We start from the raw sequence: 23,642 nt of genomic DNA on the forward strand, positions 1-23,642 counted from the left end.
GCCATCGCTGGTGGAGTCGGAGTCTGCGCAACCTGCCATCCGACCCCGCATCCGACGCCGGGGAGCCGGATGAGATCCGATCGCGACAGTGCGCTGGGTTGTCCGGTGGTGCAGCGCGTCCCACGTGCAAGGGCTGGTGACTGCTATTGCAGGAACGGATGCCAGTTCCGGATCTGCGCGATCGTGACGCCCGGGGTGGTGAAATAGGGGTCGGCGGCGATCAGCGCGTCAACGGACTGCCGGTCGGGCGCGTCAATGACGATCATCGCTCCGCTGTCGTCGGCGAAGGGACCCGCCATCCGAACGGTTCCATCGCGGTGAAGGGCGGCCAGCCGGCTGCGATGGGCGGCCCGTGCGGCCAGGCGTTCGGGGTCACTGGTGAAGGTCAACTCTACGATCCACACACGGGCACGCTAGGACGTCGGCGCCGTGCGGCGCTGTATCACTTGATACATGACTTCGTTGGATCTCATCCCGGCGCTACGAGCCCTGTCCCCGGTCGAGCTGGAGGCGGTTGCCCGGGACAGTCGCGCGGTACGGTTCGGCGCCGGGGCGTTGATCCGGCCGGCCGGTGAGCAGGTGAGCGCCGTGGTCCTGCTGCTGTCCGGCACCGTGGTCGCCACGCACGCCGCACCCACCGGCGGTGAGGTGTGGCCCGATCAGTGGACGGGCCCCGCGATCGTGGACAAGTCCGCCGTGCTGGATGGCGGCAGGCCGTCAACCGGGTTGGTGGCGATTACCGGGGTCACCGCGCGCCTGCTGCCTCGCATCCGGTTTCTGCGCCTGCTCGACGACGAACAGTCGGTGCGTAGGCATGTGCTCGGACAGCTCGCGCGGGACGCCATGGCCAGCCGACGGCGGCTCGCGCAGGCCGTCACGCTACCGGCGGTCGCTCGAGTGGCTGCTTGGCTGAACGCGCAGGATCCGGCGGATCGGGTCGCCTGGCGAGGATCGCAAGAGCAGTTGGCGCGCATGCTTGGGCTGAGCCGGGTCACCATCAACCGGGCTCTGGCGCGGCTCACCGCTGCTGGCGCTGTCCGGCTGACCGAACAGGGAATTGTCATCGACGATCGTGGGCGTCTGGACTTCCTATCGAACGATTCCTGACCGCCCGGCAGCAGCGGGCGGACCGTTTGCCTTGCGGCTGGGCGACCAGGGGCAGGTTGTGCCGCCACACGCAGACAGTCGCGGGGCCGCGGATCCGCCCTACATATCCTGCTGCCGGCGCACCATCTCGTTGATCCACGTGGGCGCGAACGGAGACGTGCAGCCCGGGGAGGTCGGGTAGTCCTTGAGCACCTGCAGGCGCTCACCGATGTCGATCGCGCGGGCGCGGTGCTCGGCGTGCTCGATCCCGATCTGAGCCAGGCAGTGGTTCATCGCCCACTGCAGGCGATCGGGGGCGTCCTTCATCTTTGCCTCGATGACGTCGAGCAGCCCGGCGAGGTCGAGGCCGTCGGGCTTCTTCGCCACACGTTCGGTGGTCAGCGCCCAGCCGGCACTCGCGACCACCGGATCCGGATCGGCGGACCAGGCCAGGCGCAGCTCTTCGGAGTGCGGGTTCTTCTTCACCACGTAGTTCACGAGCCAGTCGTGCACCTTGGGTTTGCGCGCCTCGCGCAACATGACGTCCAACTCGTCACGCTCGAACGCCTTCGGGCGGCAGATCAGGATCGCCAGCAGTCTCGCCGCGGTGTCCTCCGTCGCCCAGAGCCGGCGCGCGAGTTCCTGCTGCGTCTTCAGCCGCTTCGCGAGCGCGCGCAGCTTGCCGAGGTTCACGCCGTGATCGTCACCGTGTTTCTCGTTCACCTCGCGTGTCTTCGGGTCCTCGAGCGCTGCCAGCTCGGCCATCACCTCGGCCACGGTCGACTCGGTGAGCGTCGTTTCGGCCACCTCAGCCTCCTGTCCGTCATGTGCATCGCAGCCTACGACTTCGCCGCGCGCCAGCACGTTCGACGCGGGGACGCCTGTGCGTACGGCGATCACGATCCTGACGAGGGCCCGACGCTGCGGAAGGTGCGACGGTAGGCGTCCGGAGGTACGCCGACGGTGCGATGGAAGTGTCGGCGCAGCGTCGTGGCGGTCCCCATGCCGGCCGCCTGCGCGATGGCGTCGATGCTGTTGTCGGTGTTCTCCAGCAGCTCCTGGGCCCGGCGGATCCGCTGCGTCGACAGCCAGTGCAGTGGGGTGCTGCCCGTCACCGACCTGAAGTGGCGGGCCAGGTTGCGCGAGCTCATGTTCGCCTGGCGGGCCAGGTCCTCCACGGTCAGCGGGCGGTCCAGCCGTTCCATCGCCCACGGCAGCAGGTCGGCGAGGGGATGGTCGTCGCGGGCGGGCACCGGGGTGGTGACGAACTGGGCCTGGCCGCCGGCGCGATGCGGCGGTACGACCAGGCGGCGGGCGACGGCGTTGGCGACCGTCGAGCCGTGGTCGCGGCGGATCAGGTGCAGGCACAGGTCGATCGCGGCGGCCTTGCCGGCAGAGGCGAGCACGTTGCCGTTGTCGACGTAGAGCACGTCCGGGTCGACCTGCACCCGGGGATAGCGCGCGGCCAGCGCCTCGGTGTGGGCCCAGTGGGTGGTCGCGTGCAGCCCGTCCAGCACCCCGGCGGCGGCCAGCACGAACGCACCGGTGCACAGCGAGACCATCCGGGCGCCCGCCTGGTGGGCCGACCGGACGGCGTCGAGCAAATCGGCTGGCACCTCCGCGTCGATGTCCTCCACGGAAGGGACGATCACGGTGTCGGCGCGGGCGAGGCGGTCCAACCCGGCGTCAGGTTCCACCCGGAACCTGCCGATCCGGACCGGGCCCGGGCCGCAGACCACGAGGTCGTACCACGGGTCCGCCAGGCCCGATGGGTCGCGGACGAAGACCTCGCAGGCCATGGCGAGCTCGAAGTGCAGCATCCCGTCGGTGGCGGCGAGCGCGATCGTGGCCATGTCCGAAACTGTACGGGTAATGGCGTTCCAGACACTAGGCCAGGGCCGGCCGTGCGGAGAGGATCTCCTCAGTCGATCTTTCAAGGGGAGGGACTGCGATGGGTTCGAATCAGACCGTGGCGGTGTTCGGGGCGTACGGGCACACCGGGCGGTTCGTGGTGACGGAGTTGCGCGATCGCGGGTTCGTCCCGCTCCTCCTCGGTCGCGACGCGGGCAAGCTCCAGGCGCTGGCGGCGGCTCATCCCGGGCTCGAACTCCGGGTGGCGTCGGTCGACGACCCGGCCTCGCTCGACCAGGCACTGAAGGACGCCGCTGCCGTCATCAATTGCGCCGGACCGTTCGCCTCGACCGCGGCCCCGGTGATCGAGGCCGCCCTGCGCGCCCGGATCCCGTATGTGGATGTGGCGGCCGAGATCGAGGCCAACCTCGACACGTTCACGCACTTCGCCGAGCGCGCCCGGACCGCCGGCGTCGCGGTGGTCCCGGCGATGGCCTTCTTCGGCGGACTCGGCGACCTGCTGGTCACGACGGCGATGGGCGATTGGACGGCGGCCGACGAGGCGCACGTCGCGTACGGACTGAGCAGCTGGCACCCCACGGCCGGGACCCTCGTCTCCGGCACCGTCTCCCGGGACCGGCGCGGCGGCCAACGTGTCCGCTACACCGGTGGCCGGTTGGAGTACTACGTCGACGAGCGCGTTCTGCCGACCCTGGACTGGGACTTTCCCGCCCCGATGGGCCGAAGGAGCGTCCTCGGCGAGTTCTCGATGGCCGACATCGTCACCGTGCCCAGCCACCTGTCCATCCCCGAGGTGCGTACGTACATGACCACCGACGCGGCCCGGGACCTGGCCGCCCCCGACGCACCCGCGCCGACCGCGGTCGACGAGCGCGGCCGGTCCGCGCAGACGTTCACCGTCGACGTCATCGTGCGCTCCGGCGACAGGCAACGACGCGTCGTCGCCAGCGGCCAGGACATCTACGCGATCAGCGCACCGCTGGCGGTCGAGGCGGTCCGTCGCCTTCTCGACGGTCGTACGAGGACGAGCGGCGTCGCCTCCGCCGGCGAGATCTTCGACGCGCCCGACTTCCTCCGCGCGCTGTCCGCGCACATCACGCTCGAACCGCGCCACGAGTCTCGCGCGCCGCAATTCGCCTGACCGGCCACGTAGCCCGCGGCGGTTGCTCACACGGATCCTGGGACCGTCACGTCGCGGCCGTGATGGCCGTGCCTGCGGCCCGCCCGCTCCGGCTGCGGACTCAGGCGATCAGGGTGCCACCGTCGACGGTCACACCGTGCCGGTGGCGTAGGTTGCCCACAGCAGGTAGACGAACGCCTCCGAGGACCCATGAACTTCAGTGACAACGTGCGCTCGGCCTTCCGGCGTGGTGAGACCGACGCCGTGGTGCGCATGAGCGAGGCCGAGATCGAGCGGGCCCAGGCGGCGGGCGACCCGGCGGGCGAGGTCGAAGCCCGGTACAGCCTGGCCCGGGTCGCCATCCGTGGCGGTGACCTCGCGGGCGGAGAGGCCCGGGCCCGGGAGGCTCTTGAGGTCGCGCTGCGCTCCGGCGACCGAAGCCTCGAGGAACGGCCGAGGCACGTGCTGGCTGCCGTGGCGCGGATGTCCGGCGATCTGCTCCGCGCTCGGGGTCTGTACCTGGACAGCATCGCGCTCAACGAGGCGCTCGGCCAGCCCAAGATGGTCAACTCGGAGTATCACAACCTCGCGTTCTGCGAGCTGGGCCTGGGCAATCTCGATGTGGCGAGGAAGCTGTTCGCCGAAGGCCGCGAGCGGGTGTTCCGCAACGGCTGGGCCGACTTCGTGCCGTACGTCTGCGTAGCGGGCGCGGCGCTCGGCTCAGCCGAGGGTGATCACACTCGGGCGGCGCGGATGATCGGCGTCGCGGATGCCGCGTTCGCGTCGCTCGGCCAGGTGCCGGACCCGGACGACGCGGCCGACCTCGCGAAGGCGCGCGCCGCCGCGATCGAGGCGCTCGGCCCGGACGCCTTCGGCGAGGAGTACGCACGAGGACAGCTTCTCGACCCACGTACGGCCTTCGCCGACGACCGACGCTGACGCGACGATCCGCAAGGCTGCCGGGCCGCCGGTCACGTCAGCGGTCAGGTCTGGCCGGGTTCGACGCCCGCAGTTGTCGCCGGCGGGAAGGATGTTAGCGCTCACATTGTGAGCGCGCCCTGATCGGAGCCCTACCCGGTGCTGCGGGGCGCCGTCCCCCACCACCCTCCCCACCGCCGCGTCGCTCAGCCGGGCCCCGCCCGCGGCTGACGTAGACTGCTGGCGGTTCAGCGATGATCACCTGGCACTCAGCACCGGTGTGGTGGGCTGAGCGAGGGTGATCGGGCCGGGCCGCTCCAGTCGACGTCGGCGGGCAACGGATCGGACGTGGGCGGAGGAAGAAAATGGCCGTGCGCAGTCCGGCGATGACCGACGTTGCTCGTCTGGCCGGTGTCTCCCATCAGACGGTGTCGCGGGTGCTCAATGGGCACCCCAACGTCCGTGAGCAGACCCGGTTGCGGGTACGGGCGGCGATCGCCGAGCTCGGCTACCGCCCGAACGGCGCCGCGCGCGCGTTGGTGACCGGCCGATCGCAGGTCATCGGCGTGGTGGCGCAGAACACGACCCTCTATGGTCCGGCGTCGCTGTTGGCCGCTCTCGACCAGACCGCCGCGGAAGAGGGTTTCGCGGTCAGCGTGGGCAGTGTGCGGAACCTGGACCACCGTTCCATCTCGGCGGCGGTCGAGCGGCACCTGTCGCACCGGGTCGCCGGCATCGTGGTCATCGCGCCGGTGGAGTCGGCCGGTGAGGCGCTGGAACGCCTACCCAAGGACGTCCCGCTGGTCACCGTCGACGGTGACCCGCGCCGGCCGGTGCCGCTGGTGACGGTCGATCAGGTGGCGGGCGCCCGGGCGGCGACCCAGCATCTGCTCGACGCCGGGCACCGCACCGTCTGGCACGTGTCGGGGCCAGCCGACTGGTTCGACGGCGCCGGTCGGATCGAAGGCTGGCGGGCTGCGCTGCTGGCCGCGGGGGTGGAACCGCCACCGTTGATGCCGGGGGACTGGTCCGCGGCCTCGGGTTACCGGTGTGGGCGGTTGTTGGCACGGATGCCCGAGGTCACCGCGATCTTCACGGCCAACGATCATCTCGCGCTCGGTGTGCTGCGGGCACTGCACGAGTCCGGTCGGCGGGTGCCGGACGAGATCAGTGTGGTCGGCTTCGACGACGTGCCGGAGGCTGCGTACTTCATTCCGCCGCTGACCACCGTCCGGCCGGACTTCGACGCGGTGGCGCGGGCGAGTCTCCAGCTGCTGCTGGCCCAGATCGAATCGGGCACCGGCGGGGCGCTTCGGCAGACCATCGCCCCGACCCTGGTCGCCCGCGGTAGCGTCGCCCCACCGCGCCACTGACGGCGCCCGGGCGGCACCGGGGGCTAGCTGGCGCATGGGTTGGGCAGTAACCTCGCCCTGAGCCGGCATCGCCGCCACTTATGTCCGATGTGGATGGCGGCCGGTGGGGCTTCGCCGGCGGGTGCCTCCGTTACGAGACCGTGACGCCGGTATTTCAGAGTAAGTGTTGACGTGCGGCATGTGAGCGCTAACACTACCCGGAAAGGTGACAGGTGGCCCCGGTGATCGGCGGGGAGTCCAGAGAGGAGACGCCCGTGGGCAGGAAATTCCTGGTTGCTCTCGGCGGTGCGGTGTTGGCGCTCAGTCTGGCGGCGTGCGGTGGTGAGGGTGCCGGCGGCGGCGGTGACACCAGCGGTGAGAAGCCCGGCGACCTGACCATCGGCGTCTCGATGCCGACCCAGACCTCCGAGCGGTGGATCGCCGACGGTAACGCGGTGAAGCAGAAGCTGGAGGCGAAGGGCTACAAGGTCGACCTCCAGTACGCGGGTGACGACATCCCCACCCAGTCGCAGCAGGTCGACCAGATGATCACTCAGGGCGCGGACGTCCTGGTCATCGCGGCGATCGACGGTACGGCGCTCAGCGGTCAGCTACAGGCCGCCGCCGACGCGAAGATCCCGGTCATCGCGTACGACCGGTTGATCCGCGGCAGCAAGAACGTCGACTTCTATGTCAGCTTCGACAACTTCAAGGTCGGCGTCGCTCAGGCCACCGCGCTGCTGGTCGGTCTCGGCCTGCAGAACAAGGACGGCTCGAAGGGCGCGGCGACGGGTCCGTTCAACGTCGAGCTGTTCGCCGGTTCGCTCGACGACAACAACACCCAGTACTTCTTCGGCGGGGCGATGGAGACGTTGAAGCCGTTCATCGACGCCGGCACGCTGCGGGTGAAGTCGCGACAGACCGCCATCGAGCAGGTGGCCATCCTGCGGTGGCAGCAGGAGACCGCGCAGAAGCGGATGGAGGATCTGCTCACCTCCAGCTACAACGACGGCGCTCTGGTCAACGGAGTCCTGTCGCCGTACGACGGTATCTCCCGCGGCATCATCACCGCGCTGCAGAACGCCGGTTACGGCGCCGCGAGCAAGAAGATGCCCGTGGTGACCGGCCAGGACGCGGAGATCGCCTCGATCAAGCTGATCAACGACGGCGTGCAGAGCTCCACCGTCTTCAAGGACACCCGACTGCTGGCCGACCAGGCCGTGAACGCCGCCGAGGCGTTCCTGCAGGACAAGCAGCCGCAGGCCAACGACTCGCAGACGTACAACAACGGCGTCAAGGTCGTCCCGGCCTACCTGCTGCCGATCGCGACGGTCTACAAGGACGACATCAAGGCTACGCTGATCGACTCCGGCTACTGGACGGCGGAAGAGGTCGCCGCCGGCCAGGCCAAGGGCTGAGCCGTCCACCGGGCCCGGCGGTCACCGCCGGGCCCGGTGTCACGACGTACCGCGTCCGGATCTGACGATGAGGACAGTGACCATGGACGACACCATCCTCGAGATGCGCCGCATCACGAAGACCTTCCCCGGGGTGACTGCGCTCGAGGACGTGAACCTCGCGGTGCGCCGGGGGGAGATCCACGCCATCTGCGGCGAGAACGGTGCCGGCAAGTCCACCCTGATGAAGGTGCTGTCGGGCGTCCACCCGACCGGCTCGTACGACGGCGAGATCCTCTTCGACGGCAAGCCGATGCAGTTCCGGGGCATCCGGGACAGCGAGGCCAACGGCATCGTCATCATCCACCAGGAGCTCGCCCTGGTGCCGTACCTGTCGATCGCCGAGAACCTCTTCCTCGGCAACGAGCGGCGCGGGCGCGGCGGGCTCATCGACTGGAACCGGGCCAACGCCGAGGCGGCGGAGCTGCTGGCGTCCGTCGGGTTGCACGAGAACCCGGTCACCCCGGTCATCCAGCTCGGGGTGGGCAAGCAGCAACTGGTGGAGATCGCCAAGGCGCTGTCGAAGAAGGTGCGCCTGCTCATCCTGGACGAGCCGACCGCCGCCCTCAACGAGGTCGACTCGGCTCACCTGCTCGACCTGTTGCGGCAGCTCAGGGACCGGGGGATCACCTGCATCATGATCTCCCACAAGCTCAACGAGATCACCGCGATCGCCGACTCGACCACCGTCATCCGCGACGGACGTACTGTCGAGACCCTCGACATGCACGCCGACGAGGTGACGCAGGGACGGATCATCCGAGGCATGGTCGGGCGCGACCTGGACAGCTTCTACCCCGATCGGGAGTCGTCGCCGGGCGCGGAGGTGCTCCGGATCGAGGACTGGACGGTGCGACATCCGGTCCAGGACCGGATGGTCGTCGAGGGCGTCGGCCTGTCCGTGCGGGCCGGTGAGGTCGTCGGCATCGCGGGGCTGATGGGTGCCGGCCGGACCGAGCTGGCGATGAGCGTGTTCGGCCGGTCTTACGGCCGCGACGTCAGTGGGCGGCTGCTCATGCACGGTCGGGAGGTCACCGCCCGTACCGTCACCGAGGCGATCGACCACGGCATCGCCTACGTGACCGAGGACCGCAAGCGGTTCGGCCTGAACCTCATCGACGACGTCCGCCGCAACGTCTCCGCCGCCGCGTTGGCCAGGCTGTCCCGGCTGGGCTGGGTGAACGGCAACGAGGAGATCAAGGTCGCCGAGCAGAGCCGGCGGGAAATGAACATCAAGGCGCCCAGCGTCATGGCGGTGGTCGGCAAGCTCTCCGGGGGCAACCAGCAGAAGGTTGTGCTGTCGAAGTGGCTTTTCACCGACCCGGACGTGTTGATCCTGGACGAACCGACGCGCGGGATCGACGTCGGGGCGAAGTACGAGATCTACACGATCATCAATCGGCTGGTGGCCGACGGTAAGGCGGTGATCATCATCTCCTCCGAACTGCCGGAGCTGCTCGGGATGTGCGACCGCATCTACACCCTGGCGGCCGGCCGGATCACCGGTGAGCTGCCGGCGGGCGAGGCGACCCAGGAGAGCCTCATGGAGCTGATGACCAAGGACAAGGAGCTCATCGGATGACCAGCACCAAGACCCCCTCGACGGAGCGCCCGACGCCCCCCGACGGTACGTCGGCCGCGGCCCTGCACACCGGGACGAGCGACCTGCGGGCGCTGGTGCTGAACAACCTGCGGCAGAGCGGGATCTACGTCGCCCTGGTCGTCATCGTCGCCCTCTTCGCGATCCTGACCGACGGGGTGTCGCTGAGCCCCGGGAACATCACCAACGTCGTCCTGCAGTACTCGTACATCCTGGTGCTCGCGATCGGGATGGTCATCCTGATCATCGGTGGGCACATCGACCTGTCGGTGGGGTCGGTGGTGGCGCTGACCGGCGCGGTCTCCGCCGTCCTGGTGATCCAGCAGGGCTACCCGTGGTGGGTCGGCATCCTGGCCGCGCTGGTCGTCGGCGTCGCGGTCGGCGCGTGGCACGGCTTCTGGGTGGCGTACGTCGGCATCCCGGCCTTCATCGTGACCCTCGCCGGGATGCTGTTGTTCCGCGGCCTCACCTTGCGCGTGCTCGACAACATCTCGCTGTCGCCGTTCCCGGCCGAGTATCAGCGCGTCGCGGCGGGATTCCTCAACGGCCTGCTCGGCGGGCAGGGCTACGACGCGTTCACGCTGCTCATCGGCGCCGTGGCCGTGGCCGGGTACGCGGTGAGCGGCTTCCGCACCCGCGTCGCGCGAATCCGGTACCAGCAGCCCGTGGAGTCGTTCCCGCTGTTCGTCGCCCGGGTCGCCCTGGTCGGCGTGGTGATCATGTACTTCGCCTGGCAGCTCGCGCACGCCCGTGGGCTTCCGATCGTGCTGATCGTGCTGGCGGTCCTGGTGCTGGTCTACGGCCTGCTCACCCGGCGCACCGTCTTCGGTCGGCAGGTCTACGCGATCGGCGGCAATCTCTCGGCCGCGGCGCTGTCGGGGGTGAAGGTCCGCACGGTCAACTTCTGGATGTTCGTCAACATGGGCTTCCTGGCGGCGGTCGCCGGCGTCATCTACTCCTCGCGGTCCAACGGGGCGCAGCCGGCCGCCGGCAACATGTTCGAGCTCGACGCGATCGCCGCCGCCTTCATCGGTGGCGCAGCGGTCACCGGCGGGGTGGGCACCGTGGTGGGCGCGATGGTCGGCGGTCTGATCATGGCGGTGATGAGCAACGGCATGCAGCTGATGGGGATCGACCAGTCGACGCAGTCGGTGGTGAAGGGGCTCGTCCTGCTCGTCGCCGTGGCCTTCGACGTCTACAACAAGCGCCGCGCCGGCACGGTCCGCTGAGGCTGTTGCGACGCCGCCCGTCTGCGACGGATCGCCGATGTCCTGGGGGCGGGCGGCGTCAGTCCGACCCGGAGTTGCCGTCCTTCTCGATGGTCACTCCGGCGTGGCGGCCGTTCTACCTGCCGTACTGGCAGCCGTTTCCGGCCACCGCCGAGGAGTGGGACGCTCTCGGCGACCCGACCCGAGGTTCACCGCCGGCGCCGGCGACCCCTGCTGCCGACGGGTGAGGCCGACTCCGACGAGTACGACCGCCATCCCCGCCGCCGTCCGGAGGCTGACGGCCTCGTCGAGGGCGACGACTCCGAGCGCCACCGAGACCACCGGCAGCAGGTAGCCGACGGTCGCCGTGTTGGTGGCGCCCTCGGCGGCGATGGTGCGGTAGGTGAGGTGGAAGGTGATTCCGGTGGCGACGACACCCAGGATGAGCACCGCGATCAGGGTCTTCGGGCCGATTTCGGGCGCGGTCAGGCCGCCGGCCGGCAGCGTCAGCGCGGTCAGGCCGGTCGCCGCGACGAGCTGCGCCGCGGACAGCGAGATGGTGGGGATGCCCTTGCCGACCAGATTGCGGCCCATGAACGCGAAGCCGGCGGCATAGCTGGCCGCGGCGGTGAGGACGGCGAGCGCGCCCCAGCCGACCGGCCCGGTCGTCCGCCACGGCGCGAAGATCAACACGACCCCGGCGAATCCGAGGAGAAGCCCGGCCAGCCGGACCGGCCGCAGCCCGCGCTCGGCGCCGATCAGAACGCCGATCAGCAGCGCCCACAGCGGGGTGGTCGCGTTCAGTACGCCGGCCAGACCGGAGTCGATGCTCTGTTGGCCGATGCTGAACATGGCGAAGGGCAGGGCGTTGCAGAGGAAGGCGGCCACGACGAGGTGACCCCAGGTCGCCCGGTCCCGGGGCAGCCGCCGACCGGAGGCGAGGCAGGCGACCAGCAGCGCGGCCGACCCGAGCACGCACCGACTGAGGGTCACCTGGACCGGGGTCAGCGCGTCCAGGGCCAGCTCGATCCAGAGGAAGGTCGATCCCCACAACAGCGCGAGCACGCCTGTCCGCGCCGACGCCCACGTCCTGCCTCTGACACCGTTCACCGTGATCTCCTTGATCAGCCCACCTGAACGGTGCCGCGCCCGACCTTGGTAGGACAAGCGAGAGATTCTGCATCTCCGTTAAGTTCCGCTACATACCGCAGGACGCGCGGCCCGGGGCGCCGAGGTGTTCCCGCAGGTAATTCGCGTCACCCGGCCACCTCTCGTTGAGTGATCGGTAACAACCGAGGGGCACCATGGCCCGTGCCCCGCCTCCATGCCGTCGTGGAAATTCGGTCCCTACGCGGGGCGGTGACGCCATGACGAGCGGAGAGACATCATCGTGAGCACCACCCAGGTCCGACCCACGCGGCAGGACGCGCCCGGCGCACGCGGTCCGGCCGGGGCGGCGCTGTTCGCGCTGGCGATCGGCGGCTTCGGCATCGGCACCACCGAGTTCGCCACCATGGGCCTGCTGCCCCAGATGGCCGACGAGATGCACGTCTCCATCCCGGTGATGGGGCACGGCATCACCGCGTACGCCCTGGGGGTCGTCGTCGGCGCGCCGGTCATCGCGGCCCTCGCGGCCCGGGTCCCCCGGCGCGGGTTGTTGCTCGTGCTCATGCTCGCCTTCGTGGTGGGCAACGCGCTGACCGCTCTCGCGCCGGGCGTCTGGACGCTGGTCGGCGCCCGGTTCCTGACCGGTCTGCCGCACGGCGCGTACTTCGGCATCGCCTCCGTCGTGGCGGCCGGGCTCGTCCCGCCGGACCGCAAGGGCCGGGGAGTGGGTCGCGTCATGGTCGGGCTGACCGTGGCCAACATCGTCGGCGTACCGTTCGTCACGCTCGCCGGGCAGCTGTTCGGCTGGCGCGCCTCGTACGCGCTGGTGGCCGGGATCGGCGTCGTGACGATCCTCGCCGTCCGGCGGTGGGTACCGCCCGTGGCCGCCGTGCCCGGCGCCAGCATCGCCCGCGAGCTGGGCGCGTTCCGCCGGGTCCACGTGTGGATCGCGCTGCTCACCGGCACCGTCGGCTTCGGTGGCATGTTCGCGGTCTACAGCTACGTCGCGCCGACCCTCACGGACGTCGCGGGGATGCCGACCCGGGCGGTGCCGTGGGTCCTCGCCGTCTTCGGCCTGGGGATGACCGTTGGCGCGCTGCTCGGCGGTCGGCTGGCGGACCGGTCGGCGCTGGGCACGCTCATCGGCTCGCTCGTCGCGATGACCGCGGTCCTCGCGCTCTACGCGCTCACCGCCTCGTCACCGGTGGCCGCCGTGCTGCTCATCTTCGCGATCGGGCTGGTGTGTCAGGTGCTCGGCGCGGGCCTCACGATCCGGCTCATGGAAGCCTCGCCGGACGCGCCCGCGCTGGCGGCGTCGTCGAACCACTCCGCGCTCAACCTGGCCAACGCGATCGGGGCGTGGCTGGGCGGCGTCGTGATCGCGGGCGGCCACGGATACCTGGCAACGGCGTGGGTCGGCGCGCTGCTGTCGGTCGCCGGACTGCTGTTCGTGGGCGGCACGACGCTGGTGCCGCGCCTGGTGCGCGGGCACGCCGCGGGTCGTGCCTGACGCAGCCACCCGCTGGCTCGGCGGTACGTCACGGCGAGCGAGTGGAACGAGCTCGGACTCAAGGCGACTCCGAAGAAGCAACTCCCGCTGACCTTCGGCATGGCGATGTACGAGGGCGACCCCGAGGTGATCAAGCACGTCCTCGCCGAGGCCCCGCTGCCGGCTCGGCTGCTCATGCCGATCATCGGACCCCGGCTCTACGCCGCCCACGCCAAGCGCGTCCACGGGACCGCCACGCCACCGCGAAGCCACGCGATCTCGCGTTGATCAGGCGCGCGGCCAGCGGTCGCGACTGATCCGACCGGCGGCGGAGCTACCGGCGGGCGGTGTCCCAGACCACCGCCCGGTATCCGTCGCCGGTCGGGTTGAGCACGCCCACGACGAGCCCACGGTCGTTGATGAGGTGGACCCCGCCGATGGAGATCCCGTAGCGCAGCGGGCCGAGGTCGATGACGCGGTCACGGCTCCAGACCACGCCGTGGGTCTCCTGCTCGGTGGTGTTGGACTGCCCGGCCACGCTGCCGGCGCTGTTGATGGCGAAGGCCTGCCCGGACCGGCCGTCGAGAGGTACGAGTTCGGTGGCGACGCCTCGGTGCCAGCGCACGGGGCGCCCGCCGAGAGTCGCGTCCGGGTTGGCGGCGACCTCTCCCCGGTTGTTGATGCCCACCGCGCTGACGGGACCGAGGTCGGTGCGGACCCCGTCCTGCCAGAGGAAGCCGTGCCAGGTCGAGTCGTCGACCCTCATGCTGCCGAGCACCTGACCGCGCTCGTTGATGTCGTGGGCCATGCTGGCCAGCGCGGTGGGCGGGGCCAGCCGGATCAGCCGGCCATTGCGCCAGAGCACCGCCTCGCTCGTGGTGTCGGTGGTCCCGAACCCGACCGCCTCGCCCCGGTTGTTCATGGCCACCGGGTACGTGTCGCCGCCCAGGCCGGGCAGGTCGACGCTGCGTCCGTCGCGCCAGAGGAAACCCTGGCCGTACATGCCGCTGGTCGGGGTGTAGCGGATGCCGATGACCTCGCCACGGTCGTTGATGTCGGCCGCTCGACCCGGGCCTTGCACGGCCACGAGGTCGGTCAGGACACCGTTGCGCCACCGGACCGGCCGGTCGTCGCTGCCGCCGACCACGTCGCCGCGCTCGTTGATGGCGGCGGCCTCGCTGTTGACGCTGAGCGCTCCCAGGTCGGTGAGGACACCCCGCTGCCACCGGAACGCCCGGACCCGGCCGTCGGCGGTCACGCTGGTGCCGACCACCTGGCCGGCGTCGTTCACGTCGGTGGGCGTGCTCCAACTGCCGCCCAGGGTGCCCAGATCTTGCCAGGCGAGGGGAGCCGGGGCGGCCGGTGGCGATTCCGCCACCGCCGCCCCCGGGGTCACGAGCCCACCGACGAGGGCTCCCGCGACGGCCAGGCGGACGAACCTGCCAAGGGCACTGCGTCGGCGGCTCATGCTCTTTCCCTTCCGTTGCGGATGCGTCCCGTCACTCTGCGCTGGCGCTCGCCGGATTTCCGTCCCCCGTACGGCGGGTCGCCGGCCCGGATTTGCCACCATCCGGCAGGACGTCCATTCACGACACCGCCCTCACGGCTCCGGTAGGCGCCGGGCAACCGGCCGCGGCTCCCGCTCAGAAGTCGTCGACGTTCACCGTCACCCGATGCTCGCTGGACTTCCAGTTGGGCACGTTGACCACGTCGTAACCGCCGCCGCGATGGCCAACCGCGACCGAGACGAGGCCGAGGTGCGCCGGCGTGGCCGGGATGAACACGTCCATGCCGGTGATGAAGGTCTGGCTGAAGAACTCCGGCAGGGGAGCGGACAGGTCGGTGACGCCGTCGCTGCCGTCGTCGAACGCGAAGAGCGCGATCGTCCGCTTGACGCGCGGCGTGTTCGCGGGGTTCAGGACGGAACGGCCGTTGATCCAGAGGTCGTCGCCGGCTTCACCCTGGTCACCCCACCACTCCTTCTGGCGTTGGATCGTCAGCGCGGTGTGCCGGTCGCTGGTGTCGACCAGGCCGCCGAGGCCCTCGCCCGGCCGGCTGGTCGCCAGGCGTACGAACGAGTCGGACCGCAGGAACGGTTGGAAGTAGAAGTGGTGCGTCGCCGCACCGGCGCGCACGATCGCGAACTCGTAGCGGGCGGTGGCGAGTACCGGGAACGGTCCGAACGAGCCGTCGCCGGTCAGTGTCGCCCGGTGCGTGGGCCGGTTCGAGAGCCGAGCGCCCGTCAGCGGGCTGACCGGGTAGACCTCGAGCGTCGCGTCGGTCACGCCGGCGTTGCTGGGGAAGAGCACCGCGCGGCCGGACACCCGGGCGGTGCCGAAGAGCTGGGGCACGATTCGCGTCGTGTGTGGTGCGCGGCCCCGGAAGAACCGGAAGACCTCGCCGAACGATTCCGCGGACGACACGGTCTGCGTGTGGGACTGCTCCGGAAAATGCACGTTCGTCGCGCCCACGACGGCCCGGGCCGGGTCGCCCTCGCCCCAGATCGCGAGCGTCGGAACGCCACCCGGTGGTGCCGCCGCGACGCGCCCGTCCAGGTTCACGTAGTGCGCGACCCGGGCGGCCCGGGCCGGCGAGCTGGTGAGGTAGCCCTGCAGGACGAAGGTGCCGAGGGAGTGCGCGAGCAGGTCGACCTTGTCGGCGCCGGTCGCCGTCAGCAGGCGGGAGATGCGCGCGTCCAGCCCCGCGTACACCTGGGGCAGGATCGTGGCGATGTTCGGCGAGTCGTACTCGTGCGCCTCGATGATGTCGATCGGGTAGCCGTTGCTGGCCAGGCGCTTGGCCTGGGTCTGGAACTGCGACGCCGATCCGGCGCTGCCGTGCACGAAGATCACTGGGCGGTACGCGGGCTCGGCGGTGCCGGCCTCGGCGGCGGACGGGACGGCGGCGACGGCGAGGCCGGCGGCGAGCGCGGCCCCGGTCATCAGGGAGAGCACTCTTCGGCGACGGGAATGCATCGATCCTCCAGGTGGTGGACGGAGTTTCTGCACTGAGAGCGCAAGTATCTTCGCAGTGCCGAGGCCGGCGGTCCACACCTTCGCTCCACTGGCAGAACGATGGCGGTGAGCGTGGACCGCTGCCGGAGTCGCCCGCGACGGCTCCGGCAGCGGTTCAGCGAGGGTTGGCGAGCTCGCCGATCAGGCCGGCGAGGTGGGCGCGGGTGCTCTGGTAGAGCTGGGCGCCGAAGCTGATCCGGGCCACGCCGAGCCCGGCCAGCCGGGCGACGGTGAGCCCGTTGCCGGCGAGGATGTTGACCGGCGCGCCGGCGGCGACGAGCTCGGCGATCTCGGTGTCGTCGCGCAGCAGGATCGGGTAGACGCAGTCGGCGCCCGCCGCCCGGTAGCGGTGCGCCCGCCGGATCGTCTCGGCCGCGCGGGCGCCCGGTTCGCGATCCGGCCCGGCCAGGTGGGTGTCGATCCGGGCGTTGAGCACCAGGTCGATGCCGGCCGCCGTGGCGGCGGCCCGTACCGCGGCGAGGAAGTCCGCCTGGCGCTCGGCGTCGACGAGGGCTCCGGTCCGCGGATCCGAGTCCTCCAGGTTGCAGCCCACCGCGCCGGTGGTCGCGAGGCGCTCCACCAGCTCGGCGGCGGGCATCCGGTACCCGCGTTCCAGGTCGGCGGTCACCGGCACCGCCACCGCGGCGACGATGCGACTGATCGCGTCGAGCATCTCGCCGACCGGGGTGGCCTCCCCGTCGCGGTAGCCAAGGCTGTCGGCGATCGCGGCGCTGCTGGTGGCCACCGCGGGCAGCTGGGCAGCCTCGACCAGGCGCGCCGACAGGCAGTCCCACGCGTTGGGTAGCACCAGCGGCGCGCCCGGCTGATGCATGGCGCGTAGCGCGCCGGCCCGGTCGTTGGCGGCCGCGGCGGGGTCGCTGGTCTCCCGATCCTGCGCATCGGGAGACCAGCGACTGGGTGGAGTCACGACAGTGGCCACGGCCGGGCGGTGGCGCCGAGCAGGTTCCAGGCGTTGATCACGGTGACGGCCCAGATGAGTTCGGCGAGCTCTGTCTCGGTGAAGTGCTCGGCCGCCTGCGCGATCGTCTCGTCGCCGACCGGTGCCTCGCTCAACCGGGTCATCGCCTCGGTCAGTGCCAGGGCCGCCCGCTCCCGGGCGGTGAAGAACGGCGTCTCGCGCCAGACGGGCAGCGCGTGCAGTCGGCGGGGATCCTCTCCGCCGGCGGTCGCGTCGCGGGTGTGCGTGTCGACGCAGTAGGCGCAGCCGTTGATCTGCGACGCGCGGGCCCGGACCAGTTCCAGCAGGCCGGCCTCCAGCTGGGTGCGGCGGGCCGCCGCGTCCAGGGCGTTCATGGCCTTCTCGATGTGCGGGGCGAGGTCGCCGACGGCGACGCGGACGGGGACTTCGGTGATCACGTTGCTCATGACGACGACGGTACGGGCAAAACGGCACCCTGTTAGGCTCCAATACCGTGACTGTTGATTGGGCCAATTTTGGCGTCGACCTTCACCTCGACCTGGACCCCGCCGTCGGTCGGCGGCTCGGCCTGGAACGGGCGCTGCGCGAGGCGATCCGGTCCGGCCGGCTCGCTCCGCAGGCCCGGTTGCCCTCGACCCGGGTGCTCGCCGCCGAGCTGAAGCTGGCCCGTAACACCGTGGCGGCCGCCTACGAGCAGCTCGTCGCCGAGGGCTATCTCGCCGCCCGTACCGGGTCGGGCACCACTGTGGTGGGCGTCCCCCGGCCGGCGGGCCCGGTCACGCGCCGCGTGCCGGAGCGGGCACCGCGCCTCGACCTGCGCCCCGGCAGCCCCGACGTGGCCACCTTCCCCGTCGACGCGTGGCTTCGCGCGACCCGTCGTGCCCTGGCCGGCGCGCCCGCCTCGGCCTACGACTACGCGGACCCGCAGGGCCGCATCGAGCTGCGCTCGGCACTGGTGGAGTACCTGGGGCGCACCCGGGGCGTTCTCGCCGACCCGGCGCGCATCGTCATCTGCTCCGGGTACGTCCAGGCCCTCTCGCTGCTGGCCGGCGTCGTCGGCGGGGCGATCGCCATGGAGGATCCCGGCCTCCCCTTTCACCGCGACGTCGTACGCCATGCGGGCGCCGACGTCCTGGCGCTGCCGGTCGACGCGCAGGGCGCGCGGGCGGACCTGCTCGGGGTCGGCGGCCTGGCCGCGGCGCGGGCGGCGGTGCTCACCCCGGCGCACCAGTACCCGACTGGCGTGACGATGCAGCCCGGGCGCCGCCACGCAGCGGTCGCCTGGGCGCAGGACCGCGACGGGCTGGTCGTCGAGGACGACTACGACGGCGAGTTCCGCTACGACCGGCAGCCCGTCGGCGCGCTGCAGGGCGTGGCCCCCGAGCACGTCGTCTATGTCGGCACCGCGGCGAAGACCCTGGGACCAGCCCTCCGGCTGGCGTGGATGATCCTGCCCGAGCGCCTGGTCGAGCCCGTCACCCGAGCGAAACGCCTCACCGATCTGCACACCGAGACCATCGGCCAGCTCGCGCTCGCCGACCTGATCACCGACCACGGGTACGACCGGCACATCCGCGCCTGCCGGCTGCACTACCGGCGGCGTCGAGATCTGCTCATCGAGCGCATCGGCCGCCGCCACCGGCTGCACGGCATCGCCGCCGGCCTGCACGCCCTCATCCAGCTGCCCGACGCCGGTCCCACCGAGGACCGGGTGGTCGAACGCGCCGCCGCGCAGGGCCTGGCCCTCAACGGTCTGCGTGCCCACTGGCACGTCCCCGACGGCGCCGACACCCGCGGCATCATCGTCGGTTACGCCACCCCGAGCCAGGCCAGCTACCCCGCCGCGCTGGACGCCCTGGCCCGGGTGTTACGGGCGAGCTGATCGCTCGCCGGCACGGTCGCCGTCGACGGGGCGGCGGCCGGCGGTCGTGCCGAGCCGGATGGGGGATTGTGGGGGCGTTACCGGGTGGTAACGATGTGGTGTCATGGACTCGGCCCTGACCCTGATCGGTCTGCCCATCGCCCTCGGCATCATCATGCTCGGCCTGGGTCTCGGGCTGACCACTGAGGACTTCCGTCGGGTGGCCCAGCACCCGAAGGCCGCCGTCATCGCGCTGGTGTGCCAGGTGGTGGTGCTGCCGGTGATCTGTTTCGGCCTGGTGCTCGCCTTCGACCTGGCGCCGGAGCTGGCCGTCGGGATGATGCTGCTGGCCGCCTCGCCCGGCGGCACCACGGCCAACCTCTACAGCCACCTGTTCGGCGGGCACGTCGCCCTGAACATCACCCTGACCGCCATCAACTCGGTGATCGCCGTGTTCGTCCTGCCGATCGTGGTCAACCTGTCGGCGGCCCACTTCCTCGCCGACGGGACGAGCATCGGCCTCCAGTTCGACAAGGTGCTGCAGGTGTTCGCCATCGTGCTCATCCCGGTCGCGATCGGCATGCTGATCCGGGCCAGGGTGCCCCGCGTCGCCGAACGCCTGAACCGCCCGGTCCGGATCCTGTCCGTGGTCGTGCTCGTCGCGGTGATCGCCGGCGCCGTGCTCGGCGAGCGCGAGAACATCGCCGACTACTTCGTCTCGGTCGGTCTGGCCGTGCTCGCGTTCAACCTACTCAGCCTCGCGATCGGGTACGGGGTGCCGTGGGCGGCCGGGGTCGACCGGAGGGCCGCGACGGCGGCCGGGTTCGAGATCGGCATCCACAACAGCACCCTGGCCATCACGATCGCGCTCAGCCCGGCGCTGCTCAACAGCACCCAGATGGCCGTACCGGGCGCGGTCTACGGCATCGTCATGTTCTTCACCGCCGCGGCCTTCGGCTATCTGGTGACCCGCGGCGGTACTCGGCCCGCCGGCACCGAGGCGCCCGACAGTCGTCCCGGGCAACTTCCGCCGCAGCGGCGCGACCTGGTGTAGCGGACCACGGGTGACAGCGGCGACTGGCGGACCGCCGGGGCCGCGCTAGCGTTGCCGCCATGCGTACCACCACGCTCGGCGTGAACGGCCCCGAAATCGGCGTGATCGGCCTGGGCTGCATGGGAATGAGCCACGGCTACGACCTCAAGGCCGCGCGGGACGACGACACGTCGATCTCGGTCATCCGGCAGGCGCTCGATCTGGGTGCCACGCTGATCGACACCTCGGACGTCTACGGTCCGTACACGAACGAGCGTCTGGTCGGCCGGGCGCTGGCCGGTGGTCACCGCGACCGCGCCGTGCTGGCCACCAAGGTCGGCCTGGTGGTGACCTCGCCGAGCGGTGGGCCGGGCAACTCGCCGAGGATCGCGCCCAACGGCCGCCCCGAGCACATCCGCGCGTCGATCGACGAGAGCCTGCGCCGACTCGGCACCGAGCACGTCGACCTCTACCAGCTGCACCGGGTCGATCCGCAGGTGCCGATCGAGGAGTCCTGGGGGGCGATGGCGGAGGTCGTCGCGGCGGGCAAGGCGCGGCAGATCGGCCTCTCCGAGGTGAGCGTGGAGCAGATCAGGCGCGCGCAGTCGGTGCACCCGGTGGCCTCCGTGCAGTCCGAGCTGTCGCTGTGGACCCGCGACCCGCTGGCCGAGGTGGTGCCGTACTGCGCGGAGCAGGGCATCGCCTTCCTGCCGTTCTCCCCGCTGGGTCGCGGTTTCCTCACCGGCCGCTTCACCTCCTTCGACGACCTGCCCGAGGACGACTTCCGCCGTGGCCTGCCGCGTTTCCAGCAGGAGGCGCTGCGCGCGAACCTGAGCATCGCCGCCCGGGTGCGGGAGATCGCGGACGACGCCGGTCGGACCCCCGCGCAGGTCGCGCTGGCCTGGGTGGTCGCTCAGGGCCGGTACGTGGTGCCGATCCCCGGCACCAAGACGCCGAAGTACCTGCTCGACAACGTCGCGGCCGGCGACCTCGAACTCGGCCCGGCGGAACTGGCCGAGCTGGACGCCCTGCCCGCGCCGGAGGGCAGCCGCTACTAGGACGGCAGCCGGCTTCCATAACGTCGGGATACGACCCAGAGGATATGCCCAACCGATCCATTGATCTCAATATGATGTCCGCAATCTTGAAGCAGGTGCGCACCTGAGGCGTGCCGGTCCTGATGCGGAGGAACGTATGGTTCGCTGGCGCACCCTCACCGGCCTGTTGGCCGCCGCGTTGGCTGCGGTGACCGCGGGCAGCCTCACTCTCGCGGCGCCCGCCGCCGCGGCCGACCCGACGGTCACGCCGAACGTCGTCGGTGGCACCCGCGCGGCCCAGGGCGAGTTCCCGTTCATGGTGCGGCTCTCGATGGGCTGCGGCGGTGCCCTGTACAGCTCGCGGCTGGTCCTCACCGCGGCGCACTGCGTGGGTGCCACCGGCGCCAACACCAGCATCACCGCGACCCTCGGAGTGGTCGACCTCCAGTCGTCGAGCCGGATCACCGTGCGCTCGAACTACGTCTACCGGGCCCCCGGCTACAACGGCAACGGCCGGGACTGGGCGCTGATCCGGCTGGCCACGCCGGTCACCGGGTTGAGCACGCTGAAGATCGCCAATACCACCGCCTACGACAGCGGCACCTTCACCGTCGCGGGCTGGGGCGCCGCCCGGGAAGGCGGCGCGCAGCAGCGCTACCTGCTCAAGGCCACCGTCCCGTTCGTCAGCGACTCGGCCTGCAGCTCCTACTACGGCGGCCAGATCATTCCCGCCGAGGAGATCTGCGCCGGCTACGCCAGCGGCGGAGTGGACACCTGCCAGGGTGACTCGGGCGGTCCGATGTTCCGCCGTGACGCCAACAACGCCTGGATCCAGGTCGGCATCGTCAGCTGGGGCAACGGCTGTGCCCGCCCCAACTACCCGGGCGTCTACACCCAGGTGAGCTACTTCGCCTCGGCGATCGCCTCGGCCGCCGCGAGCCTCGGCGGCTGACCGTACGACCGATAGGGCGGCCCGGCTGGCCACCAGCCGGGCCGCCCGCGCGTCTCGTCACCGGCGCGGCCGGACGGCGTGACCGGAGCTCGGTCAGCCGATGCGCAGGCTCGCGATCAGGCCGTCGCGCAGCTGGACGTTCATCGGGCCGGTGCCGTTATAGCCGTTGCCGGTCACCGTGAGGGTGACGACGTAGCTGTCGGGGTCGGGCCCGGGCTCGATCCCGACGAGGTCGAAGTGCGACTGCACGCCGATGTTGTCGCTGCCGTCCCAGTCGCGGACGCCGTCGCGGCCGCGGAACTCGCGACCCCAGTCGTTGAGGTACGCGTCGTCGGTGAACGCTTCGACGAAGGCGGCCGAGTCGCCACGGTTGGTCGCCTCGATGAAGGCCCGGATCGCGGCAGGCAGGTCGGTGGTGGTCATCAGCCAATCCTGCCCTGGCTCGGCGACGGGGGTGACCGCGACGGGTGTTGCCGTCACCCGACTCGATCAGCGGTCGACCGGAAACTGTGACAGAACGAAGACAATTCCCGGACGGCACCCGGACGTGCCCGACCGAGGATGGCCGGTATGCAACCCGGATCGCTGCACTCCCTCGGCCGGCGGCCCGTGCCGGCCCCGCCCGCCGCGCGACGGCGGCCATCCGGCCGGGTGGCCGCGTACCCCGGGCGGCCGCTGCTCGGCGCCGCGCTCTGCTACCTGTTCGCCCTGGGACTGACCTGCCTTTTCTTCCTCTTCACCCGCGTCGGTCAGTGGCTGGACGGCCTGCTCCTGCCGCGCGCCGAGCGGGGCGGCGGCTACCAGCAGCAGACCGTGCTGGTGGGTCCGGCCAAGACGGTGCTGGCCCACTTCGGCAACCCGCTGCTGCTGGCTGCCCTGCTCGGCGCGGTGCTGCTGGTGGCGCTGCTCCGCCGGCGCCTGGTGGCCGGTGTGGTGGCCGTCGGCCTGGTGCTCTGCGCGGTGGCGGTGGCCGGCGCGGCCAAGTCGGTGCTGCCTCGGCCGGATCTCCAGGTCGAGAGTTCGACCACCCACAACAGCTTCCCCAGCGGCCACGTCGTCGCCGCGACGGCGTTGGTGCTGGCCTTCATGCTGGTCCTGCCCGGGTGGGCGCGCCGGTGGCTCGCGGTACCTGGCGCGGTCGGTGTCTCGGTGGTCGCCTCGGCCACCATGATCGCGGGGTGGCACCGGTTCAGTGACGTGCTCGGCGGCGTCCTGCTGAGCGTGGCGTTGTTCTGCCTGGCTGCGGCCGCGCTGGAGCATCGGCGGGTTGGGGGTGACCCGGGCGGCGGCATCGAGCCGCTCGGTGCGGCCGGATCCTCCGGCGAGACCGAATCGCCTGGCGGGTCGTTCGGTGGCCGGGTGCCGGGTGGGCTGGTCGAGGCGGCAGTGGGACTGGTCGTGCTGGTCTGGGCGCTTCTGGCGGTTGGGCCCGGCCTGACCGAATCGGTCGACCGCGGGCCGCTCGTCGCCATCGTGGCGGTGACCGGGTCGACGACGCTGGCCGTGGGCTCGGCGGTGCTCCTGCTGGGCGCGGGGGAGGGCTCGCGCGGCCGGCCCGATGGACGGAAATGAGGAGAATGCGAGCTTTTCCCGTGG

General features: G+C 71.1%; 23 protein-coding genes. 14 read left to right on the forward strand and 9 right to left on the reverse strand.

Annotated features, from left to right (window positions below; translation table 11 throughout):
• Positions 1-143: 143 nt before the first annotated feature.
• Entirely contained in the window at positions 144-404 is a 261-nt protein-coding gene (locus AB0C04_RS28290; protein WP_357060291.1) for a YciI family protein, read from the reverse strand.
• Positions 405-453: 49 nt separating this feature from the next.
• On the opposite strand from AB0C04_RS28290, the gene AB0C04_RS28295 reads away from it, so the two are divergent.
• Entirely contained in the window at positions 454-1,107 is a 654-nt protein-coding gene (locus tag AB0C04_RS28295) for a Crp/Fnr family transcriptional regulator (RefSeq protein ID WP_357060293.1), read from the forward strand.
• A gap of 99 nt (positions 1,108-1,206) precedes the next feature.
• Here AB0C04_RS28295 and AB0C04_RS28300 read toward each other — a convergent pair whose 3' ends face one another.
• Together AB0C04_RS28300 and AB0C04_RS28305 are read right to left on the reverse strand one after the other, a co-directional pair.
• A complete protein-coding gene (locus tag AB0C04_RS28300) occupies positions 1,207-1,893 on the reverse strand; it encodes a DNA alkylation repair protein (RefSeq protein WP_357060551.1) in 687 nt (228 codons plus the stop codon).
• A gap of 89 nt (positions 1,894-1,982) precedes the next feature.
• Positions 1,983-2,939: a helix-turn-helix domain-containing protein gene (locus tag AB0C04_RS28305; protein WP_357060296.1), complete on the reverse strand. Its 957-nt coding sequence runs from the start codon at positions 2,937-2,939 to the stop codon at positions 1,983-1,985.
• A gap of 98 nt (positions 2,940-3,037) precedes the next feature.
• On the opposite strand from AB0C04_RS28305, the gene AB0C04_RS28310 reads away from it, so the two are divergent.
• The 6 genes from AB0C04_RS28310 to mmsB all read left to right on the forward strand — a co-directional run bounded on the left by AB0C04_RS28310 (position 3,038) and on the right by mmsB (position 10,634).
• Entirely contained in the window at positions 3,038-4,099 is a 1,062-nt protein-coding gene (locus tag AB0C04_RS28310; protein ID WP_357060298.1) for a saccharopine dehydrogenase NADP-binding domain-containing protein, read from the forward strand.
• A 189-nt stretch (positions 4,100-4,288) separates the two neighbouring features.
• The gene (locus tag AB0C04_RS28315) at positions 4,289-5,017 is read left to right on the forward strand and encodes a tetratricopeptide repeat protein (RefSeq protein WP_357060300.1); all 729 of its coding nucleotides are present in this window, start codon (positions 4,289-4,291) and stop codon (positions 5,015-5,017) included.
• Between the two features lie 344 nt (positions 5,018-5,361).
• Entirely contained in the window at positions 5,362-6,369 is a 1,008-nt protein-coding gene (locus AB0C04_RS28320) for a LacI family DNA-binding transcriptional regulator (RefSeq protein ID WP_357060302.1), read from the forward strand.
• Between the two features lie 254 nt (positions 6,370-6,623).
• Positions 6,624-7,766: a multiple monosaccharide ABC transporter substrate-binding protein gene (gene chvE, locus AB0C04_RS28325; RefSeq protein ID WP_357060304.1), complete on the forward strand. Its 1,143-nt coding sequence runs from the start codon at positions 6,624-6,626 to the stop codon at positions 7,764-7,766.
• Positions 7,767-7,848: 82 nt separating this feature from the next.
• On the forward strand, positions 7,849-9,387 hold the full coding sequence (gene mmsA / locus AB0C04_RS28330; protein WP_357060553.1) for a multiple monosaccharide ABC transporter ATP-binding protein: 1,539 nt from the start codon (positions 7,849-7,851) through the stop codon (positions 9,385-9,387).
• Positions 9,384-10,634: a multiple monosaccharide ABC transporter permease gene (gene mmsB / locus AB0C04_RS28335; RefSeq protein WP_357060306.1), complete on the forward strand. Its 1,251-nt coding sequence runs from the start codon at positions 9,384-9,386 to the stop codon at positions 10,632-10,634. Before mmsA ends, mmsB begins: the two co-directional genes overlap by 4 nt.
• 93 nt (positions 10,635-10,727) lie before the next feature.
• On the opposite strand, the gene AB0C04_RS28340 is transcribed toward mmsB, so the two are convergent.
• Positions 10,728-11,723, reverse strand: a complete 996-nt coding sequence (locus AB0C04_RS28340) for a DMT family transporter (RefSeq protein ID WP_357060308.1) — start codon at positions 11,721-11,723, stop codon at positions 10,728-10,730.
• 280 nt (positions 11,724-12,003) lie between these two features.
• Here AB0C04_RS28340 and AB0C04_RS28345 point away from each other — a divergent pair, with 280 nt between their 5' ends.
• Both AB0C04_RS28345 and AB0C04_RS28350 read left to right on the forward strand, forming a co-directional pair.
• Positions 12,004-13,230 (forward strand): MFS transporter, encoded by a 1,227-nt coding sequence (locus AB0C04_RS28345; RefSeq protein WP_357060311.1) that lies wholly within the window; start codon positions 12,004-12,006, stop codon positions 13,228-13,230.
• Between the two features lie 99 nt (positions 13,231-13,329).
• Positions 13,330-13,497 (forward strand): hypothetical protein, encoded by a 168-nt coding sequence (locus AB0C04_RS28350; RefSeq protein WP_357060314.1) that lies wholly within the window; start codon positions 13,330-13,332, stop codon positions 13,495-13,497.
• A 46-nt stretch (positions 13,498-13,543) separates the two neighbouring features.
• Here the strand turns inward: AB0C04_RS28350 and AB0C04_RS28355 are convergent, their stop codons facing one another.
• The 4 genes from AB0C04_RS28355 to AB0C04_RS28370 form a co-directional block, all read right to left on the reverse strand.
• Positions 13,544-14,677 (reverse strand): hypothetical protein, encoded by a 1,134-nt coding sequence (locus tag AB0C04_RS28355; protein WP_357060317.1) that lies wholly within the window; start codon positions 14,675-14,677, stop codon positions 13,544-13,546.
• A 175-nt stretch (positions 14,678-14,852) separates the two neighbouring features.
• The gene (locus AB0C04_RS28360) at positions 14,853-16,184 is read right to left on the reverse strand and encodes an alpha/beta hydrolase (RefSeq protein ID WP_357060320.1); all 1,332 of its coding nucleotides are present in this window, start codon (positions 16,182-16,184) and stop codon (positions 14,853-14,855) included.
• A 154-nt stretch (positions 16,185-16,338) separates the two neighbouring features.
• A complete protein-coding gene (locus AB0C04_RS28365; protein ID WP_357060323.1) occupies positions 16,339-17,163 on the reverse strand; it encodes an isocitrate lyase/phosphoenolpyruvate mutase family protein in 825 nt (274 codons plus the stop codon).
• Positions 17,148-17,609 (reverse strand): carboxymuconolactone decarboxylase family protein, encoded by a 462-nt coding sequence (locus AB0C04_RS28370; RefSeq protein ID WP_357060325.1) that lies wholly within the window; start codon positions 17,607-17,609, stop codon positions 17,148-17,150. Before AB0C04_RS28370 ends, AB0C04_RS28365 begins: the two co-directional genes overlap by 16 nt.
• A 47-nt stretch (positions 17,610-17,656) precedes the next feature.
• Between AB0C04_RS28370 and AB0C04_RS28375 the strand changes: the two genes are divergently transcribed.
• The 4 genes from AB0C04_RS28375 (at position 17,657) to AB0C04_RS28390 (ending at position 22,046) form a co-directional block, all read left to right on the forward strand.
• Positions 17,657-19,045 carry a PLP-dependent aminotransferase family protein gene (locus tag AB0C04_RS28375; RefSeq protein ID WP_357060328.1) on the forward strand — a complete coding sequence of 463 codons (1,389 nt, stop codon included), beginning with the start codon at positions 17,657-17,659 and terminating at the stop codon, positions 19,043-19,045.
• 103 nt (positions 19,046-19,148) lie between these two features.
• Complete coding sequence (locus AB0C04_RS28380) at positions 19,149-20,078, forward strand: bile acid:sodium symporter family protein (protein WP_357060330.1); 930 nt, start codon at positions 19,149-19,151, stop codon at positions 20,076-20,078.
• Positions 20,079-20,137: 59 nt separating this feature from the next.
• Positions 20,138-21,115 (forward strand): aldo/keto reductase, encoded by a 978-nt coding sequence (locus AB0C04_RS28385; protein WP_357060333.1) that lies wholly within the window; start codon positions 20,138-20,140, stop codon positions 21,113-21,115.
• Positions 21,116-21,251: 136 nt separating this feature from the next.
• Positions 21,252-22,046 carry a serine protease gene (locus AB0C04_RS28390; protein ID WP_357060335.1) on the forward strand — a complete coding sequence of 265 codons (795 nt, stop codon included), beginning with the start codon at positions 21,252-21,254 and terminating at the stop codon, positions 22,044-22,046.
• A 93-nt stretch (positions 22,047-22,139) separates the two neighbouring features.
• Here AB0C04_RS28390 and AB0C04_RS28395 read toward each other — a convergent pair whose 3' ends face one another.
• Positions 22,140-22,469, reverse strand: coding sequence for a nuclear transport factor 2 family protein (locus AB0C04_RS28395; RefSeq protein ID WP_357060338.1), 330 nt, complete (start codon positions 22,467-22,469; stop codon positions 22,140-22,142).
• Positions 22,470-22,697: 228 nt separating this feature from the next.
• On the opposite strand from AB0C04_RS28395, the gene AB0C04_RS28400 reads away from it, so the two are divergent.
• The gene (locus tag AB0C04_RS28400; protein WP_357060340.1) at positions 22,698-23,618 is read left to right on the forward strand and encodes a phosphatase PAP2 family protein; all 921 of its coding nucleotides are present in this window, start codon (positions 22,698-22,700) and stop codon (positions 23,616-23,618) included.
• Positions 23,619-23,642 lie beyond the last annotated feature (24 nt).

Source organism: Micromonospora sp. NPDC048909 (assembly GCF_040649635.1).
Taxonomy (GTDB): Bacteria; Actinomycetota; Actinomycetes; order Mycobacteriales; family Micromonosporaceae; genus Micromonospora.

Excerpts from the sequence above, each read along its gene's own strand:
- AB0C04_RS28385 (WP_357060333.1), top strand. The coding sequence starts at position 20,138 with ATGCGTACCACCACGCTCGGCGTGAACGGCCCCGAAATCGGCGTGATC.
- AB0C04_RS28380 (WP_357060330.1), top strand. The coding sequence starts at position 19,149 with ATGGACTCGGCCCTGACCCTGATCGGTCTGCCCATCGCCCTCGGCATC.
- mmsB (WP_357060306.1), top strand. The coding sequence starts at position 9,384 with ATGACCAGCACCAAGACCCCCTCGACGGAGCGCCCGACGCCCCCCGAC.
- AB0C04_RS28315 (WP_357060300.1), top strand. The coding sequence starts at position 4,289 with ATGAACTTCAGTGACAACGTGCGCTCGGCCTTCCGGCGTGGTGAGACC.
- AB0C04_RS28360 (WP_357060320.1), bottom strand. The coding sequence starts at position 16,184 with ATGCATTCCCGTCGCCGAAGAGTGCTCTCCCTGATGACCGGGGCCGCG.
- AB0C04_RS28355 (WP_357060317.1), bottom strand. The coding sequence starts at position 14,677 with ATGAGCCGCCGACGCAGTGCCCTTGGCAGGTTCGTCCGCCTGGCCGTC.
- AB0C04_RS28305 (WP_357060296.1), bottom strand. The coding sequence starts at position 2,939 with ATGGCCACGATCGCGCTCGCCGCCACCGACGGGATGCTGCACTTCGAG.
- mmsA (WP_357060553.1), top strand. The coding sequence starts at position 7,849 with ATGGACGACACCATCCTCGAGATGCGCCGCATCACGAAGACCTTCCCC.
- AB0C04_RS28390 (WP_357060335.1), top strand. The coding sequence starts at position 21,252 with ATGGTTCGCTGGCGCACCCTCACCGGCCTGTTGGCCGCCGCGTTGGCT.
- AB0C04_RS28320 (WP_357060302.1), top strand. The coding sequence starts at position 5,362 with ATGGCCGTGCGCAGTCCGGCGATGACCGACGTTGCTCGTCTGGCCGGT.
- AB0C04_RS28310 (WP_357060298.1), top strand. The coding sequence starts at position 3,038 with ATGGGTTCGAATCAGACCGTGGCGGTGTTCGGGGCGTACGGGCACACC.
- AB0C04_RS28395 (WP_357060338.1), bottom strand. The coding sequence starts at position 22,469 with ATGACCACCACCGACCTGCCTGCCGCGATCCGGGCCTTCATCGAGGCG.
- AB0C04_RS28370 (WP_357060325.1), bottom strand. The coding sequence starts at position 17,609 with ATGAGCAACGTGATCACCGAAGTCCCCGTCCGCGTCGCCGTCGGCGAC.
- AB0C04_RS28295 (WP_357060293.1), top strand. The coding sequence starts at position 454 with ATGACTTCGTTGGATCTCATCCCGGCGCTACGAGCCCTGTCCCCGGTC.
- AB0C04_RS28350 (WP_357060314.1), top strand. The coding sequence starts at position 13,330 with ATGGCGATGTACGAGGGCGACCCCGAGGTGATCAAGCACGTCCTCGCC.